Genomic DNA, 14,912 nt, shown 5'->3' with positions numbered 1-14,912 from the left:
CGGTTGGGCCGGGCATTGCCGGTAGAGCGAACGGGATAAGGCGGCACGCAAAGGCTGTGGGCCGGAGGTCCCCCGTCCCACAGCCTTGTGCGCTTGGATTACTCGCCGATGGCGCCGATCGGAACGATCTTGCCGTTCTCAACCTTGTAGCCGTAGACGGTCGGGGCCTGGAGCTCGCCCTTGTCGTTCCACTTGTAGTGCTTGCTCAGCCCGTCCTTGTCGTAGCCCTTGACCCAGGTGAGGAGCTTGGCCCGGTCCTGGTTGCCGGCGTCAATGCCCGCGAGCAGCACGGTGGCGGCGTCGTAACCCTCGATGGAGTACGTGCCGGGTTCCGCGTTGTTCAGGGACTTGTAGGCCGACTCAAATGTCGGGATCAGCTCGCCCGGGATGCAGGGGCAGGTGAAGAATGCGTTGGCTGAGGCGTCGCCGGCCTGCTTGATGAACTGGTCATCCTTCAGTCCGTCCGGGCCGATGAACGTGCCGGTGTAGCCCTTGCTGACCAGCTGCTGGTCGAACGGGGCTCCCTCGGCGTAGTAGCCCGAGTAGAACACCGCGTCGGCCTTGGCGTTCATGATCTTGGAGATCGTGGCCGAGAAGTCCTTCTGGCCGGTGGTCACCTTGTCGGTGCCGATCAACGCCGACCCCAGTCCGTCGGAGGTGGTCTTGCCCAGGCCGATGCCGTAATCGGAATCATCCTGAACGAGGTAGACCTTCTTGGCGCCGAGCTTGCCGGTGATGAACTTGGCGGCTGCCGGGCCCTGGACGGCGTCGTTGCCCAGGCCGCGGAAGAACGTGGTCCAGCCGTTGGTGGTCAATCCGGGATTCGTGGCGGCCGGGGTGATGTGGACCAGCTTCTGCTGTTCGAAGATGTTGCCCGTGGCCTTGGACTCGCCGGAAAACGGCAGGCCGACGACGCCGATGATGTTCGGCTCCTTGGTGGCCTGGGTGACGGGGCCGGTGGCCTTGTTCGGGTCGCCTTCCGTGTCAAACTTCTTGAACTGGACCTGGCAATTGGCGTTGGACTTGTTGTGCTGGTTGATGGCCAGCTGGATGCCGTTGAAGATGTTGATGCCGAGCTGGGCGTTGGCGCCCGTCTCCGCGCCGATGTAGGCCAGCGTGGTGGTCGCCGGGCAGGTCGCCTTGCCGTCGCCTGCGGGGAGCACCGCATCCTTGGGCGTTTCGATTGAGGTCAATGCGGGAATGTTGACGGTGGTGGAGCCTCCACCGGCACTGCCGCTGCTTTCTGGTGCAGCCTGGTTCGCACAACCGGCCATCAGCATGCCAAGGGTGGCGGCAGCAGCCAGCGTGGTCATCACTTTCTTACGGTACATAGGGTCGCCTTCCGGACTATGTCGCAAAGTCCCGGAGAACGTCGTCGTCCCCGGGTTTCCCTGCTCTTCACGAGATCTGACATTACCCGCACAAATGTGGTGCCGGACACGTTTAGCGTAAAGATCTGATAACGGATAGGGATTTTTGCGCTAAACGGTACGACGGCGGCGCCCGGGGACAACAATAAAGCCCGTCTCCTGTGGGAGGCGGGCTTTATTGTTGTCCGCGCGCTGGCGTGTGGTTCGAACGTAGGTCAGCCGAGCTTGCCGATGGCCTTGTTGAGCGTGGCGGACGGGCGCATGATGGCGGCGACCTTGGCCGCATCGGTGCGGTAGTAGCCGCCCAGGTCCACCGGGGAGCCTTGCACGGCGAGCAGCTCGGAGATGATGGTCTCCTCGTTGTCCGTCAGCTCGGCGGCGACGGCGGCAAAGTCCGCCGCCAGTTCCGCGTCGGACGTCTGGGCGGCCAGTTCCTGGGCCCAGAACTTGGCCAGGTGGAAGTGGCTGCCGCGGTTGTCGATTTCCCCGACCTTGCGCTTCGGGGACTTGTTCTGGAGCAGGAAGGTGCCGGTGGCGCGGTCCAGGGTGTTGGCCAGGATCTGTGCCCGGGCGTTGCCTTTGGAGACGGCCAGGTGCTCAAAGCTGACAGCCAGGGCCAGGAATTCGCCCAGGCTGTCCCAGCGGAGGTGGTTTTCCTTGATGAGCTGCGCAACGTGCTTCGGTGCGGAGCCTCCGGCGCCGGTTTCAAAGAGCCCGCCGCCGGCGATCAGCGGCACGATGGAGAGCATCTTGGCGCTGGTGCCCAGCTCCAGGATCGGGAACAGGTCGGTCAGGTAGTCGCGGAGCACGTTGCCGGTGACGGAGATGGTGTCCTCGCCCCGGCGGATGCGCTCCAGGGTGAACGCCGTGGCCTTCTCCGGGGACAGGATGCGGATGTCCAGGCCGTGCGTGTCGTGGTCCTTGAGGTACTCAGTGACCCTCTTGATGAGGTTGGCGTCGTGGGCGCGGGTCTCGTCGAGCCAGAACACGGCGGGCGTGGCCGAGGCGCGGGCGCGGGTGACGGCCAGCTTGACCCAGTCGCGGACCGGGATGTCCTTGACCTGGCAGGCGCGCCAGATGTCCCCCGGCGCAACGTCGTGCGAAAGGAGGACGTCGCCGGCGGTGTTGGTGACCTGGACTGTCCCTGCCTCATCGAGGACGAACGTCTTGTCGTGGCTGCCGTATTCCTCGGCGGCCTGCGCCATGAGACCCACGTTCGGGACGGTGCCCATGGTGGTCGGGTCGAAGGCGCCGTTGGTCCGGCAGTCGTCGATGGTCACCTGGTAGACACCGGCGTAGCTGCTGTCCGGCAGGACGGCGAGCGTGTCGTGTTCCTGGCCGTCGGCACCCCACATGTGGCCCGAGGTGCGGATCATGGCCGGCATGGAGGCGTCCACAATCACGTCGGAGGGAACGTGCAGGTTGGTGATTCCCTTGTCGGAATCGACCATGGCCAAGGAGGGTCCGTCGTCGTACCCCTTCTGGATGGCGGCCTCAACGCCCTCACGGACATCGGCGGGCAGGGCGTCCAGGCCGTTGAGGATGGAGGCCAGGCCGTTGGCGGGGCTGAGGCCGGCCTTGGCCAGGGCGTCGCCGTAGTTGGCGAACAGGTCCGGGAAATACGCCTTGACGACGTGGCCGAAGATGACGGGGTCGGACACCTTCATCATGGTGGCCTTCAGGTGAGCGGAGAGCAGGATGCCTTCGTCCTTGGCGCGGGCCACCTGGGCGGCTAGGAAGGTGTCCAGGGCCGCGGCGTTCATGACCGTGCCGTCGACAATTTCACCGGCCAGGACCGGGAAGGCGTCCTTGAGCACGGTGACGGTGCCGTCCGCGGCGACGAACTGGATCTTGACCTTGTCATCGGCGTCGATGACCACGGACTTCTCGTTGTGGCGGAAGTCGCCCGTGGACATGGTGGCCACGTTGGTCTTGGAATCGGCGGACCAGGCGCCCATGCTGTGCGGGTTGGCCTTGGCGTAGTTCTTCACCGACTGGGGCGCGCGGCGGTCCGAGTTGCCTTCGCGCAGCACTGGGTTGACGGCGCTGCCCTTGATTTTGTCGTACCGGGCGCGGATGTCCTTTTCCTCGTCGGTGGAGGGATCGTCCGGGTAGTCCGGGAGGGCGTAGCCCTGGCCCTGGAGTTCTGCGATGGCGGCCTTTAGCTGCGGGATGGACGCGCTGATGTTCGGCAGCTTGATGATGTTGGCGTCGGGGTCCTTGGCCAGGGCGCCCAGCTCGGCCAGGGCGTCCTCGATCCGCTGGTCCTCGGCAAGGTAGTCGCCAAAGACGGCAATGATGCGCCCGGACAGGGAGATGTCGCGCGTTTCGATGTCGACGCCCGCAGTGGAGGCGAAGGCCTGGACGATCGGCAGGAGCGAATACGTCGCCAGCATGGGGGCTTCATCAGTGTGGGTGTAGATAATTTTGGCCATGGATCAGGCGTCTCCTACGAAAAATTCAACGGATATCTGCGAAACTGCTTTCGATTTCGTTCCCCTCCAACTTACCCGACAGGGCGGCTTTGCCGAGTATCGGCGGGGGCGGCAGCCCCTGGTGTGACACGGGCACCTGACAAGAACGCCCGCGGTTAGTAGCGTGGAGCACATGGAACTCAAAGGGAAATTCGCAGACGCCGTCAACGACCAGGTCACCATGGAGCTCAAGGCCGCCATGGTTTACCGCCAGCTGTCCATCGAAATGGACTACAAGGACCTGCCGGGCATGGCCAGCTGGTTCCTGATCCAGTCCGGGGAAGAGTTGGGGCATGCGCAGAGGTTCACGGACCACATGACGGACCGCGAGGCCTGCCCGAAGATTGAAACCATCGAGGCCCCCAATCTGACCATCGATTCACCGCTCGACGCCTTCAAGGCGGCCCTGGACAACGAGCAGCAGGTGTCCGAATCCATTCGTGACCTGTACCGGCTGTCCCAGGAAGTGGGCGACATTGATTCGATTCCGCTGCTGAACTGGTTCATCAACGAACAGCTCGAGGAGGAATCCACGGTCAGCGAGATCATTGGCCGCATCAATTTGATCGGCGACGACGGCGACGGCCTCCTGCGCCTCGACGCCGAGCTCGGCAGCCGCAAGCCCGAACCAGGCGACGAATAGGGCCGGAACGGGCGAGGCACAAAGTCGGTCCGCCCGGGTGCCTCCTACCGCGAACCGGTGGGCGGGATGGCCTCCCCGCGCGGGTGCGGGATGAATGCCGGCGGCGCCGCGTCAGCATCCGGGGCGTTCCCGCGCAGCCGTTCCACCACCAGCAGCACCACCAACGCCACGATCACGAGCGCAAACACGCCCACCGCCACCACGACCCACGTTGCACCCGACATGGCCACCACTCCCCCTGCACTATTACTGTCCGGATGTTCAGTTCACCCGAGCATGCCACCCCCGTGGCATGGTTGCCGAATCCTCGGCGCCGAGGCCGCAGGTGGGCGAGCGTTCGCGATACCTGCCCCGGATGCGAAGGAGCGTCCATTGACTGAAGGCACGACGACGGCGGGTCACCTTCCACAGGGAAGGTGACCCGCCCGCTGCCTCCCGGACCTCGCAAGCTCGGTCCGGGCCCCTCGGCAGCCCGCTTACTCAGTTGGAGCCACGTGTCAGTGGAAGAAGTGCCGGGCCCCGGTGAAGTACATGGTGATTCCGGCGGCGTTGGCGGCCGCGACGACGTCCTCGTCGCGGATGGAGCCGCCGGGCTGGACCACGGCGCGGACGCCGGCGTCGAGCAGGATTTGCAGGCCGTCGGCGAAGGGGAAGAACGCGTCGGAGGCGGCAACGGAGCCGAGCGAGCGCTGTTCGGAATCACCCTCGGTGCCCGCGGCGCCGCCGGCGGCGTCCACCGTGGATTCGACCTGGATGCCGAGCGTGTTGGCGCGTTCCACGGCCAGCCGGCAGGAGTCCACCCGGTTGACCTGCCCCATGCCGATGCCGACCGTGGCGCCGTCCTTGGCGAGCAGGATCGCGTTGGACTTCGCGGCGCGCACGGCCGTCCAGGCGAAGGCGAGATCGGCCAGCGTGGCGTCGTCGGCGGCGGGGCCGGCGGCGAGCGACCAGTTGGCGGGGTTGTCGCCGTCGGCGTCGATCCGGTCAGCCATCTGCACCAGCATGCCGCCGGAGACCTGGCGGATCTCGGCCGGGTAGCGGCCGTAGCCCTCGGGCAGGGCGAGCAGGCGGATGTTCTTCTTCTTGGCGAGGATTTCCACGGCTTCAGGCTCAAAGTCCGGGGCGATCACCACCTCGGTGAAGATGTCCTTCACGGTCCGGGCCATGCCGGCGGTGACGGTGCGGTTGGCGGCGATGACGCCGCCGTAGGCGGAGACGGGGTCGCAGGCGTGGGCCTTGCGGTGGGCGTCGGCGATGGGGTCCTCGGCGCCGTCGGTGGCCACAGCCACGCCGCAGGGGTTGGCGTGCTTGACCACGGCCACGGCCGGGCCGTCAAAGTCGAACGCCGCACGGAGGGCGGCGTCGGCGTCCACAAAGTTGTTGTAGCTCATGGCCTTGCCGTGCAGCTGGTCCGCCTGCGCGATGCCGGCCGGGGCGGCCCGGTCCACGTAGAGCGCGGCCTGCTGGTGCGGGTTTTCGCCGTAGCGCAGCACCTCGGAGCGTTCCAGCGAGTAGCCGGCGTAGGCGGGCCAGTCGATGGCGCCGTCGCCGTCCTCGTCCAGGAACTGGGAGGCCGTCCAGGACGCCACTGCGTTGTCGTAGGCGGCGGTGTGGGCGAAGGCCGCCGCCGCAAGCCGCTGGCGGGCGGCCAGGGTGAAGCCGCCTTCGGCCGCGGCGAGCACCACGTCGGCGTATTTGGCCGGGTCCACGACGACGGCCACGGACGGGTGGTTCTTGGCGGCGGCGCGGACCATGGACGGGCCGCCAATATCGATCTGCTCCACCACGGCGTCCTGTTCCGCGCCCGACTTCACGGTGTCCACGAAGGGGTAGAGGTTCACCACCACCAGGTCGAAGGGTTCAACGTGCAGTTCCTCCAGCTGGCGGACGTGGTCCGGCAGGCGGCGGTCGGCCAGGATCCCGGCATGGACCATGGGGTGCAGGGTCTTGACGCGGCCGTCCAGGCATTCGGGGAAGCCGGTCAGCTCTGAAACCTCGGTGACGGGGATGCCGGCGGCGGAAATCCTCGCGGCCGTGGAGCCGGTGGACACAATGGAGACGCCGGCGGCGTGCAGTCCGGTGGCCAGCTCCTCCAAACCGGTTTTGTCGTAGACCGAGATCAGGGCCCGGCGGATTGGAACACGGTTAAGAACGCTGGTCACAGATTTTCTCCGTAGGGTTGGTCGATGGGGCGACGTCTAGAGTTTATGCCACTACCACCCGGTAGGCTTTCAGCCATGGCCACCCGTGACCCGCACCACTTCCCCGCGCCTGTCCCCGTCCAGCCTCCCTCCGTCCAGCCTGAACCCGCCGGGCCCGCCGCCCTGGCCCGCCTGGTCAACTCCGTCATCTGGCCCGGCTTCGTGGGGACCAAAGTCCCCGCCTGGCTGGACCGGGCCCTGCGCAACGGGCTGGCCGGCGTGGTGTATTTCAGCCACAACATCGATCCCGACGTCCCCGGGCAGCTCCCCGTGCTCTCGGCCGCCATCCGCGAAGCCAACCCGTCCGCCGTCGTCGGCGTGGACGAGGAGGGCGGCAACGTGACCCGCCTGCAGTCCCGCGACGGTTCCACGATCCCGGGCGCGGCAGTGCTCGGCGCCCTCAACGACCCCGGGCTGACGGCGGCCGCGGGCCGGGCGATCGGCCTCCTCTGCCGGGCGGCCGGCGTGAACCTGGCCATCGCGCCCGTCGCCGACGTCAACACAAACCCGCTCAACCCCGTGATCGGGGTGCGCGCATTTGGTTCCTCCACAGCCCTGGTCAGCGCGCACACCGCCGCCGCCGTCGCCGGGATCCAATCGGCGGGCGTCGGGGCCTGCGCCAAGCACTTTCCCGGGCATGGGGACACCGTGGCGGATTCGCACCTGGACGTGGCGCGCGTGGACCTGACCCTGGCGCAGCTGCGCGAGCACCACCTGCCGCCGTTCCAGGCCGCGTTCGACGCCGGGGTGGCCGCCGTGATGAGCGCGCACATCATCGTCCCCGAGCTGGGCGGCGCCCCCGCCACGCTGAACCCGCGGTCCGGGGCGCTGCTGCGGGAGCTGGGTTTCGAGGGCCTGCTGGTCACCGATGCCCTGGACATGGCGGCCGTGCGCGCCACCGTGGGCCCGGGCGAAGGCGCCGTCCTGGCCCTGCTGGCGGGGGCGGACCTGCTCTGCGTGGGCAATCCGCTGAACGCCTACACGACGGGCCGCGACGACGAGGCGTGCTACACCGAGGTGTTTGACGCCGTATACGACGCCGTTTCCTCCGGCCGCCTGCCCCTCACCGTCCTGCGCGCCGCGGCGGGGCGCGTGGCTTCATTTTCGCAGTGGTCGCAGCGGGCTTCCCGCGACGGCCATGGCGGTGGCGACCGCGGCGCGGCGGACGGCCGTGCGGAGGTCGATTGGGTGGAGGTCGACTGGGTGGAGGCCGCAGCCCGGGCATGCCGCGTGGACCGCGGCGCCGGCCCCGTGGCCCTTGCCGGACCGGACATCGTGGTCACGCTGGTCGATGCCCGCACCGGACACAACATGGCAGCGGGGCCAACGGACAACTTTCTCGCCACGGCGCTGCTGGAGGGCTACCCCGTCTGCGTGCCGGACCTTTCCCTGCTGAGCGCGGAGCATCTCTCTGACCTGGTTTCCGCGGCCGCATCACAGGGCGAGACGGTCCTGGTGCTGGTCGATTCGCTGGCGTCTCCCGACCAGCAGGCCTCGCTGGCCGCGGTAGCCGCAGTGGCCCCGCAGGCACTGTGCATCAATGCCGGCCTGGTTCCCGAGGGCGGGGCCGCCACAGGCACCGCCCTGACCACGATCCACTGCCACGGCTTCAGCCGCGTCAGTGCTGAAGCCGTGGTCCGCCTGCTGAACTCACGGGAGTAGCGGGCCCGCCCGGCGCCGGCTGCAGGGCACGGAGGCCGGCCGACACGGAAAACGCCCAACCCAGAATCCCGGCCAGCGCGATTCGCTCCGCCAGGCCCAGATATGCGGGGAAATATCTGCCCGCCAGGCCCAGGGCGCCCAGGCCGCTTGCTGTCAGCGCGCAAAATCCCATGGCCAGCGCGGAAGTCCGCGCCAGCCGCGGACGCGTCCGGAGCCATGCCGTCAGCACCAAGATGCCGGCGAACGCCGCCAAAAATCCAACGCCCGTCACCGCCAGGTGTACCGCGCCGACCCAGGTTGTCGCGGACAGGCCGGGAGTGGTGGCTGCCCGGCCGGGTGCGGCAGGGCCACTGGCAGCCAGGCCATGGCCCGGGCCGCCGCCAGCCGGTGCGTCAACGCCGGGAATGTCGGTGGGGAAGAAAGCCAGGACGCCCGAGCACGCTCCACCGAGCCCCAGCAGCGCCGCACCGGTCGTCCTGAGCGGGGATGCGGGCCCGGTTCCGAGCACGGCACGCACCAGGCAGAGGGTCGTGGCTGCCCGTCCAATGAAGTTCAAATTCATGATCCAGCCAAACGGCCCCACGGCCAGGTTGCTCTCCGCGTCGCGAATCAAGCTGTAATGGGGCGGCAGCCGCTGCAACACGGCGTCGACGCCCACATAGGTGGCGACGCCGGCCATTGCGGCCACGCTGTACCGCCGCCGCACGCGCAAGGCGGCGCGCTGCCCCCGGGAAAAACGAGAACGTGCTGGCTTTTTCACTGTGGCACCTCGGGTGGCGGCTATCGTCATGGGCAGGTGCTCCCCACGGTACCGGTTCCGGCCCAGATTGGCGGCCGCAGATCCTTACACCCGTCCGGCCCCGACGTGAACATCGTCCACGTCACATTCTTCACGTCGCTGGAAGGCCGGCCGGCCTCCCAGCCGGCCGGCACTCAGTTCCCCAACTCCACCCGGATGGTGTCATCATCGGGCAGGACCACCACGGTTCCCGACCGCAACGTCCAGCCATCGTGCAAAAGGAAGAGCCGGCCGCCGCTGACCACCAACAGCCGCAGCCCCCGATAGGTGTATAGCGGCGCGGTACTGGTGCCCAGGCTTGTTTCGGTGACATTGGGAGCCCCGACTGCCAGCCTGGCCTTGCTGTACAGGGTCACCCGCGGCATCGACCCGACCCCTTGTTCCACCTGCACGGCCAGTCCCCGTCCCACTGCCTGGGCAAAGTCCGCCGTGCCCCAGAACATCAGCAGCGTCACCAAGGTGAAGACCAATGCCGACTCCAGTGCCCGGTACGTGGCGGACCGGCGGGACGGCAGGGCGTCGGCCCGCGGCTCCGCCGCCGCCTCGTGCTCCGCCGCCGCCTCGTGCACCGCCGCAGTCCTGGGCTCCACCGTGCCGGACGCCACTGCGCGTGGCTCCCCCGCGGCATGCCGGCGGAGGCGGACACCCCACGCCGCGACCAGCACCCCTGCCGCCGCCAGATAGGGAAGAAACAGCGCACCACGTCCTGGCTGCACGACGGCGGCAAGCAGACACGCGCCGGCGGCCACGCTCCCGCCATAAACAGCTGCCAGGGCCGTGCGCAGCACCATTCCCCGGCGCCGCCCGGCGAGCGCGTGACCGGTCAGCCACACGTCTGCCGCGAGCCAGGTAATCGCCACAATCGTGATCAGCACCAGCGGCAGAAACAGCGAGCGGATGCTCCGAAGGACATAGTCCTGGGGCGTATAACCGAACAAACTGACATCCAGGCCCATCGCCCGGGACTGCGCGTCGGAGCGCGCCCATCCAAAGTACACAAGCAGGGCCGTGACGACGGCGATCGGCGGCCCGAAGGAGGCGACCAGGGACAGTGCCTTGGCCAGTGGCGGGGTTTCGGCAACCGGACTCGACTCGGCCATGGGACACGCCTATGGACTGACGGATTCGGTGGGCGCATCCGCCGGGTTCGAGGCAGGCGGTTCCGGTTCCGTCGTCGTCGGGGGTGTCGCGGGGACCTCGGCGGGGTCGTAGGTGTATTCAGCACTGCCCGTGAGCACCGACCCGTCCGGCGCGACGGCCTGAACCGTCACCGGTCCGGCCGCCGAGGAAGGCGGGGCCACGAAATCGTAGTTGTTCTCGGCATTCTTGGTGGCCGCGACGCTTTGCCCGTTGACGAGAACGGCCGAGACGGCCAGGAAACGGCCCATGAGCCGCAGGACGGTGCCGCCCTCCGCGGGGACATGCGGGTTCAGGGCGGTGGCATCCTGGGCCACGTCGACGATGCCGCTCAATGCCAGCGGGCAGGCGGTGTTGGCGCCGGGTTGGGTGGCAACCTTCGCACCCGGATGAGCCCGGTGATATTGCACCAGATTCGCCAGCACTTGATAGGCCGCCGTTTCGAGACAACTGGAACCGTCAGGTTGTGGCAGCGCCGCATAGTCGGTATCCACCTGGTCCCATGCGTTTTGTTCCCCGGTGGTCACGGCCGTGCAGAGGTCGCGCGCCGCGGTCCCCAGCGCATCGCCGCCGGCCATGCTGTCACATTGCTTCAGCACCAGATTCCCATACCAGCCGTCTGGCGGCGGGTCATTCGGGTCCGCGGGGCCCGGCGGCACCCACGCCAGCTGCCCGGCCGCGTTTGCACCCGGCGCACCGGGTTCCGGCGGCCCAGCAATGTTGACGGTCGGCTGGTCTCCTGCGGGATTAGAGGCGGGGGCCGGTTCGCTGCCCGGGGTGGTCGTCCCTGTCCCCGCCGGCACGGCAACCCCCGGCGCCGGCTGCGGCGGAGCACCGGCGCACGACCCCAGCAGGACAAGTGCCGCAACCGCACAAGCGATGGTCTCGGCCATCATTCCGCGTCCCCGAACCGGCGCTTCCATCACTGGTGCCTCCCATCGCCACCATGCCGCACGACCGCTGCGCCCAGCCGCCACGGCCCGGCCGGGGCCACCGGCGTCGGTTGCCCTCCGCCGCGCCATCGCCTGGCCTGCCCCGCGGGCCCGGGCCGTGGATGGCGGTCAGGTTCAGTATGCGCTCCCCCGATGAGCGTGGCAACGCCTCGACGCGGGTGGGCCATCGCGAGCAATACACTGGTTAGGACCGGGCAAATGACCGCCAACGGCGGCGCAGCCAATCATGAAATGGGAAGGCCAGCCTTGACCCCTTCGGAGAATGATCTGCGGTCCGAGCTCGAGTTGCTCGTGACCGAATCCGCCAACCCGGAGCACCCCGACCTCGCCGCGCTGACGACCTTGGAACTGGCCACGGCCATGAACGGCGAAGATACGCGCGTTCCCCGGGCCATCGAAGGGGCGCTTCCCGCCATCGCCGCCATCATCGACCAGATCGCCCGGAGGATGTCCGACGGCGGCCGCCTCATCTACGTGGGCGCCGGCACCCCCGGCCGGCTCGGGATCCTGGACGCCAGCGAGTGTCCGCCCACCTTCGGCACGGATCCCTCCCAGGTGGTTGGTGTCATCGCCGGCGGCAGCGCCGCCGTCGGCCAGGCCGTGGAAAATGCCGAGGACAGCGCGGAAGCTGCGCAGCAGGACATGGCCGCACTGCTCCTCACTAACAACGATTCCGTGATCGGCATCGCCGCGTCCGGCCGCACCCCGTACGTCATCGCCGCCGTTAAGGCCGCCAAGGCCAGTGGCGCCTACACGGTGGGCTTTTCGTGCAATGAAGACTCCCCGCTCGGCGCCGCCGCGGACACCGCCCTGGAGATCGAGGTGGGCCCGGAAGTCCTCGCCGGCTCCACCCGCCTGAAGTCCGGCACCTGCCAAAAACTGGTCCTGAACATGGTCAGCACCATCACCATGGTCCGGCTCGGCAAGACGTACAAGAACTTCATGGTGGACCTGCGGGCCACGAACGCCAAGCTCCGCGCCCGCAGCGAACGCACCCTCATGCGCGCCACGGGCTGCGACGCGGCCACCGCCGCCGCGGCCCTGGAAGCAGCCGGCGGCCACGTCAAGGCAGCCATCCTCGCGGTCATGACCGGCCTCCCCGCCGCCCGGGCCGCCGAGCTGCTGGACCAAAGCCAAGGCTTCCTGCCGGCCGCGATCTCCACCGGAACCCGATAACGCACGACGCCGGAGCCCGCCCATGCCTGCACCTTACGGACACGTGACCCACGAAATACGGCGCCTCCTCAACCAGGCAGTCACGGACGGGGTGGCACCCGCGGCGAGCTGCGCCGTCGTCCTTGACGGGGAAGCGCTGCCCACCGTCACGGCCGGCACGGCCGCGCCGGGGACCTGCTTTGACCTGGCCTCGGTGACGAAGCTGTTCACCACCGTCACGATGCTGTCCCTCGTCGGCGACGGAGAGTTGGAGCTGGACGCGCCCGTCGGTACATGCCTGCCCGCCTACGCGCACGGCGACAAGTCCACGGTGACCCTGCGGCAGCTGCTGACGCACACCTCGGGCCTGCCGTCCGAGTGGCGCGGCTGGGAACGTGCGCTGGCCGACGGCCGCGCCTTTGACCGGCGCCGGCTCGTCGATGATCTCCTGGGCACGCCGCTGGAGGCCGCACCCGGCACAAGGTTCACGTATTCGTGCGCCGGCTTCAACACCGCCATGGCGCTGGCCGAGCACGTAACTGACAGGCCGTGGGCCGCCCTGGTGCGCGACCGCGTGCTGTCCAAACTCGGCACGGACGGCATCGCCGGCACCCCGGACCCGGAGCGGTGCGCGCCCACCGAAGACCAGGCCGCGCTGGGCCGCGGGCTGGTCCGCGGCATTGTGCATGACGAGGCCGCATGGTCGCTCGGCGGGCTCAGCGGAAACGCCGGCATGTTCGCCACGGCGCCCGGACTGGCCGTCTTCGGCGAGTCGCTCCGCACCGGCCTGCCGGGAATCCTCTCCCCCGCCCTCGCCGCCGACATGTGGCGCAGCCAGCTCCCGGACATGCTGGGCAGCCACTTCAACCCGGCCGACCCCGGATTTGGCCACGGCCTGGGCCTGCGCATCAACCAGCAGCCGTGGATGGGCGCGGCAGGACGGGACGCCCGCGGACACGGCGGCTTCACGGGAACGTCACTGCTGGCGGACAGGGATAACGGCGTCACCATCGCCCTGCTCACCAACCGTGTCAGCCCCAGCCGGGACGGGGATGACGCAACGGCGCTGCGCAAGGCGGTGTCCGACGTCGTCTATTCCGGTAAAAATGACTCTAACTAACCAGAGGTAGGCGCCACGGGCACAAACACCGCAACAATCACCGGCGACGCGGTGGTCCAGGAGCTGCCGTGGCGGAGGCGGGTGCAGGGCAGCATCTTCCTGATCGGCGGGCTCGGCTTCATGTTCGACGTCTGGGACGCGACCCGCAACGGCTTCCTCATGGCCGTGGGCGCCTTCGTGTGGGGGTCCCTCGCCGACGTGATCGGGCGCAAGACGGCGTTCACCCTGACCCTGCTGATCTTCTCCGTGTTCACCGTGCTGGGCGCCGTTTCCCATGACATCGTGCCGTTCTGCGTGTTCCGCTTCGTGGCCGGCTTTGGCCTGGGCGGCTGCATTCCCGTGGACTACGCGCTGGTGGGCGAGTTCACGCCGCGCAAACACCGCGGCCGCGTCCTGACGGCCATGGACGCGTGGTGGCCCGTCGGAGCCTCGCTGTTTGGCGTGGTCTCGGCGGTGCTGATGGCGTCCTTCGGAAACTGCCGCCTCCTCATGCTGGTCCTGGTGCTGCCCGCGCTGCTGGGCGCGTTGACGTGGAAGCCCTCGATCCTGGTAGCCACGGGCTACGCACAGAACAAGGCGTTCATGGCCACGGCGTCGATGACCGCGATCGGCTTCCTCGTCCAGGTGGCCATCCCGGTGCTTTACACCTATGTTTCCGAGCTGTACCCGACGCACCTGCGCGCCACGGGATTCGGCGGGCCCTCCACGATTTCCCGCGTGGGCGCCGGCCTGGTCCCGCTCATTTGCGGCTCGCTGCTGTGGCCGGTGTTGGCTTGCCGCTGACCTTTGCGCTGACCGGCGGGCTGGTGCTGCTGGCCGTGGCGTGGATGGCGTTCTCCGCCCCGGAAACCAGGGGTGCAGCGCTCCACTAGCCACCCCGCCCCGCCGTCGCGCGGGCCGTTGAGGTTGGAGATAACGACCGTTCCCCGCGTTGAGGTTGGAGATAACGACGCCGCGAGGAACGAGCGGGCGTCGTTATCTCCAACCTCAACGAAGGGCGGGGGCTTTTGCGTGGATCGCGGCGCTCAGGGTCCGTCCATTTTCAGCCGATAGCCTGATGCCGACGTCTTGTTCCCGATTTTAAGGACCACCCATGACCGCCCTGCTGCCCACCATTTTCACCACCACCGGCCTGATTGGCGGCTTCCAGACCGCGCGCGCCACCAAGAACCGCCAGTTGGGCGGCGTAGTCCTCGCCGCGGCCGGCGCGGCGGCGTTCCTGGGCTGGAAGAAGAATGCCGGCTCCGGCACCGCTGCCGCCCTGGCCGCCACCTACGTCGCAGCGTTTGGCGCGTCCCATCCGCTGGCCAAGAAGATGGGTGCCTGGCCTGCCGTGTACACGGTCACCGGCGCCACGGCGCTGGCGTCGCTGCTGCTGGGCCGCCGTCGCAAGTAGGT

Annotated in this window: 12 protein-coding genes and 1 pseudogene; 6 read left to right on the top strand and 7 right to left on the bottom strand. The window is 68.3% G+C overall.

Annotation, left to right across the window (positions count from 1 at the left end; genetic code table 11):
* Positions 1-98: 98 nt before the first annotated feature.
* Entirely contained in the window at positions 99-1,331 is a 1,233-nt protein-coding gene (locus DMB86_RS06275) for a branched-chain amino acid ABC transporter substrate-binding protein (RefSeq protein ID WP_113717028.1), read from the bottom strand.
* Positions 1,332-1,585: 254 nt separating this feature from the next.
* On the bottom strand, positions 1,586-3,805 hold the full coding sequence (locus tag DMB86_RS06270) for an NADP-dependent isocitrate dehydrogenase (protein WP_113717027.1): 2,220 nt from the start codon (positions 3,803-3,805) through the stop codon (positions 1,586-1,588).
* Positions 3,806-3,977: 172 nt separating this feature from the next.
* On the opposite strand from DMB86_RS06270, the gene DMB86_RS06265 reads away from it, so the two are divergent.
* Positions 3,978-4,487, top strand: coding sequence for a ferritin (locus tag DMB86_RS06265; RefSeq protein WP_113717026.1), 510 nt, complete (start codon positions 3,978-3,980; stop codon positions 4,485-4,487).
* 44 nt (positions 4,488-4,531) lie between these two features.
* Here DMB86_RS06265 and DMB86_RS20530 read toward each other — a convergent pair whose 3' ends face one another.
* Entirely contained in the window at positions 4,532-4,711 is a 180-nt protein-coding gene (locus DMB86_RS20530; protein ID WP_171814397.1) for a hypothetical protein, read from the bottom strand.
* A 273-nt stretch (positions 4,712-4,984) separates the two neighbouring features.
* Entirely contained in the window at positions 4,985-6,649 is a 1,665-nt protein-coding gene (gene purH, locus DMB86_RS06255) for a bifunctional phosphoribosylaminoimidazolecarboxamide formyltransferase/IMP cyclohydrolase (protein WP_113717025.1), read from the bottom strand.
* Between the two features lie 75 nt (positions 6,650-6,724).
* On the opposite strand from purH, the gene DMB86_RS06250 reads away from it, so the two are divergent.
* Positions 6,725-8,350, top strand: a complete 1,626-nt coding sequence (locus DMB86_RS06250) for a glycoside hydrolase family 3 protein (RefSeq protein ID WP_113717024.1) — start codon at positions 6,725-6,727, stop codon at positions 8,348-8,350.
* On the opposite strand, the gene DMB86_RS06245 is transcribed toward DMB86_RS06250, so the two are convergent.
* The 3 genes from DMB86_RS06245 to DMB86_RS06230 form a co-directional block, all read right to left on the bottom strand.
* Positions 8,307-9,029, bottom strand: coding sequence for a DUF998 domain-containing protein (locus DMB86_RS06245; protein WP_227878713.1), 723 nt, complete (start codon positions 9,027-9,029; stop codon positions 8,307-8,309). The genes DMB86_RS06250 and DMB86_RS06245 overlap by 44 nt on opposite strands.
* 254 nt (positions 9,030-9,283) lie before the next feature.
* The gene (locus tag DMB86_RS20525; protein WP_171814395.1) at positions 9,284-10,249 is read right to left on the bottom strand and encodes a hypothetical protein; all 966 of its coding nucleotides are present in this window, start codon (positions 10,247-10,249) and stop codon (positions 9,284-9,286) included.
* A gap of 9 nt (positions 10,250-10,258) precedes the next feature.
* Entirely contained in the window at positions 10,259-10,885 is a 627-nt protein-coding gene (locus DMB86_RS06230; RefSeq protein ID WP_171814394.1) for a hypothetical protein, read from the bottom strand.
* A gap of 552 nt (positions 10,886-11,437) precedes the next feature.
* Between DMB86_RS06230 and murQ the strand changes: the two genes are divergently transcribed.
* The 4 genes and pseudogenes from murQ (at position 11,438) to DMB86_RS06210 (ending at position 14,910) form a co-directional block, all read left to right on the top strand.
* The gene (gene murQ, locus DMB86_RS06225; protein WP_227878626.1) at positions 11,438-12,415 is read left to right on the top strand and encodes an N-acetylmuramic acid 6-phosphate etherase; all 978 of its coding nucleotides are present in this window, start codon (positions 11,438-11,440) and stop codon (positions 12,413-12,415) included.
* 22 nt (positions 12,416-12,437) lie between these two features.
* Positions 12,438-13,514, top strand: coding sequence for a serine hydrolase domain-containing protein (locus DMB86_RS06220; RefSeq protein WP_113717019.1), 1,077 nt, complete (start codon positions 12,438-12,440; stop codon positions 13,512-13,514).
* Between the two features lie 36 nt (positions 13,515-13,550).
* Positions 13,551-14,386, top strand: a pseudogene (locus DMB86_RS06215) (MFS transporter).
* Positions 14,387-14,607: 221 nt separating this feature from the next.
* Complete coding sequence (locus tag DMB86_RS06210) at positions 14,608-14,910, top strand: hypothetical protein (protein ID WP_113717018.1); 303 nt, start codon at positions 14,608-14,610, stop codon at positions 14,908-14,910.
* Positions 14,911-14,912 lie beyond the last annotated feature (2 nt).

The sequence above is a fragment of the Arthrobacter dokdonellae genome (assembly GCF_003268655.1).
Lineage (GTDB): Bacteria > Actinomycetota > Actinomycetes > Actinomycetales > Micrococcaceae > Specibacter > Specibacter dokdonellae.
The sequence above is the reverse complement of the archived record's forward strand: the minus strand, read 5'-3'. Positions and strand labels throughout refer to the sequence as shown.

Coding starts and splice junctions, on each gene's coding strand:
- DMB86_RS06250 (WP_113717024.1), top strand. CDS start 6,725: ATGGCCACCCGTGACCCGCACCACTTCCCCGCGCCTGTCCCCGTCCAG.
- murQ (WP_227878626.1), top strand. CDS start 11,438: ATGACCGCCAACGGCGGCGCAGCCAATCATGAAATGGGAAGGCCAGCC.
- DMB86_RS20530 (WP_171814397.1), bottom strand. CDS start 4,711: ATGTCGGGTGCAACGTGGGTCGTGGTGGCGGTGGGCGTGTTTGCGCTC.
- DMB86_RS06275 (WP_113717028.1), bottom strand. CDS start 1,331: ATGTACCGTAAGAAAGTGATGACCACGCTGGCTGCTGCCGCCACCCTT.
- DMB86_RS06265 (WP_113717026.1), top strand. CDS start 3,978: ATGGAACTCAAAGGGAAATTCGCAGACGCCGTCAACGACCAGGTCACC.
- DMB86_RS06220 (WP_113717019.1), top strand. CDS start 12,438: ATGCCTGCACCTTACGGACACGTGACCCACGAAATACGGCGCCTCCTC.
- DMB86_RS20525 (WP_171814395.1), bottom strand. CDS start 10,249: ATGGCCGAGTCGAGTCCGGTTGCCGAAACCCCGCCACTGGCCAAGGCA.
- DMB86_RS06270 (WP_113717027.1), bottom strand. CDS start 3,805: ATGGCCAAAATTATCTACACCCACACTGATGAAGCCCCCATGCTGGCG.
- DMB86_RS06245 (WP_227878713.1), bottom strand. CDS start 9,029: ATGGCCGGCGTCGCCACCTATGTGGGCGTCGACGCCGTGTTGCAGCGG.
- DMB86_RS06210 (WP_113717018.1), top strand. CDS start 14,608: ATGACCGCCCTGCTGCCCACCATTTTCACCACCACCGGCCTGATTGGC.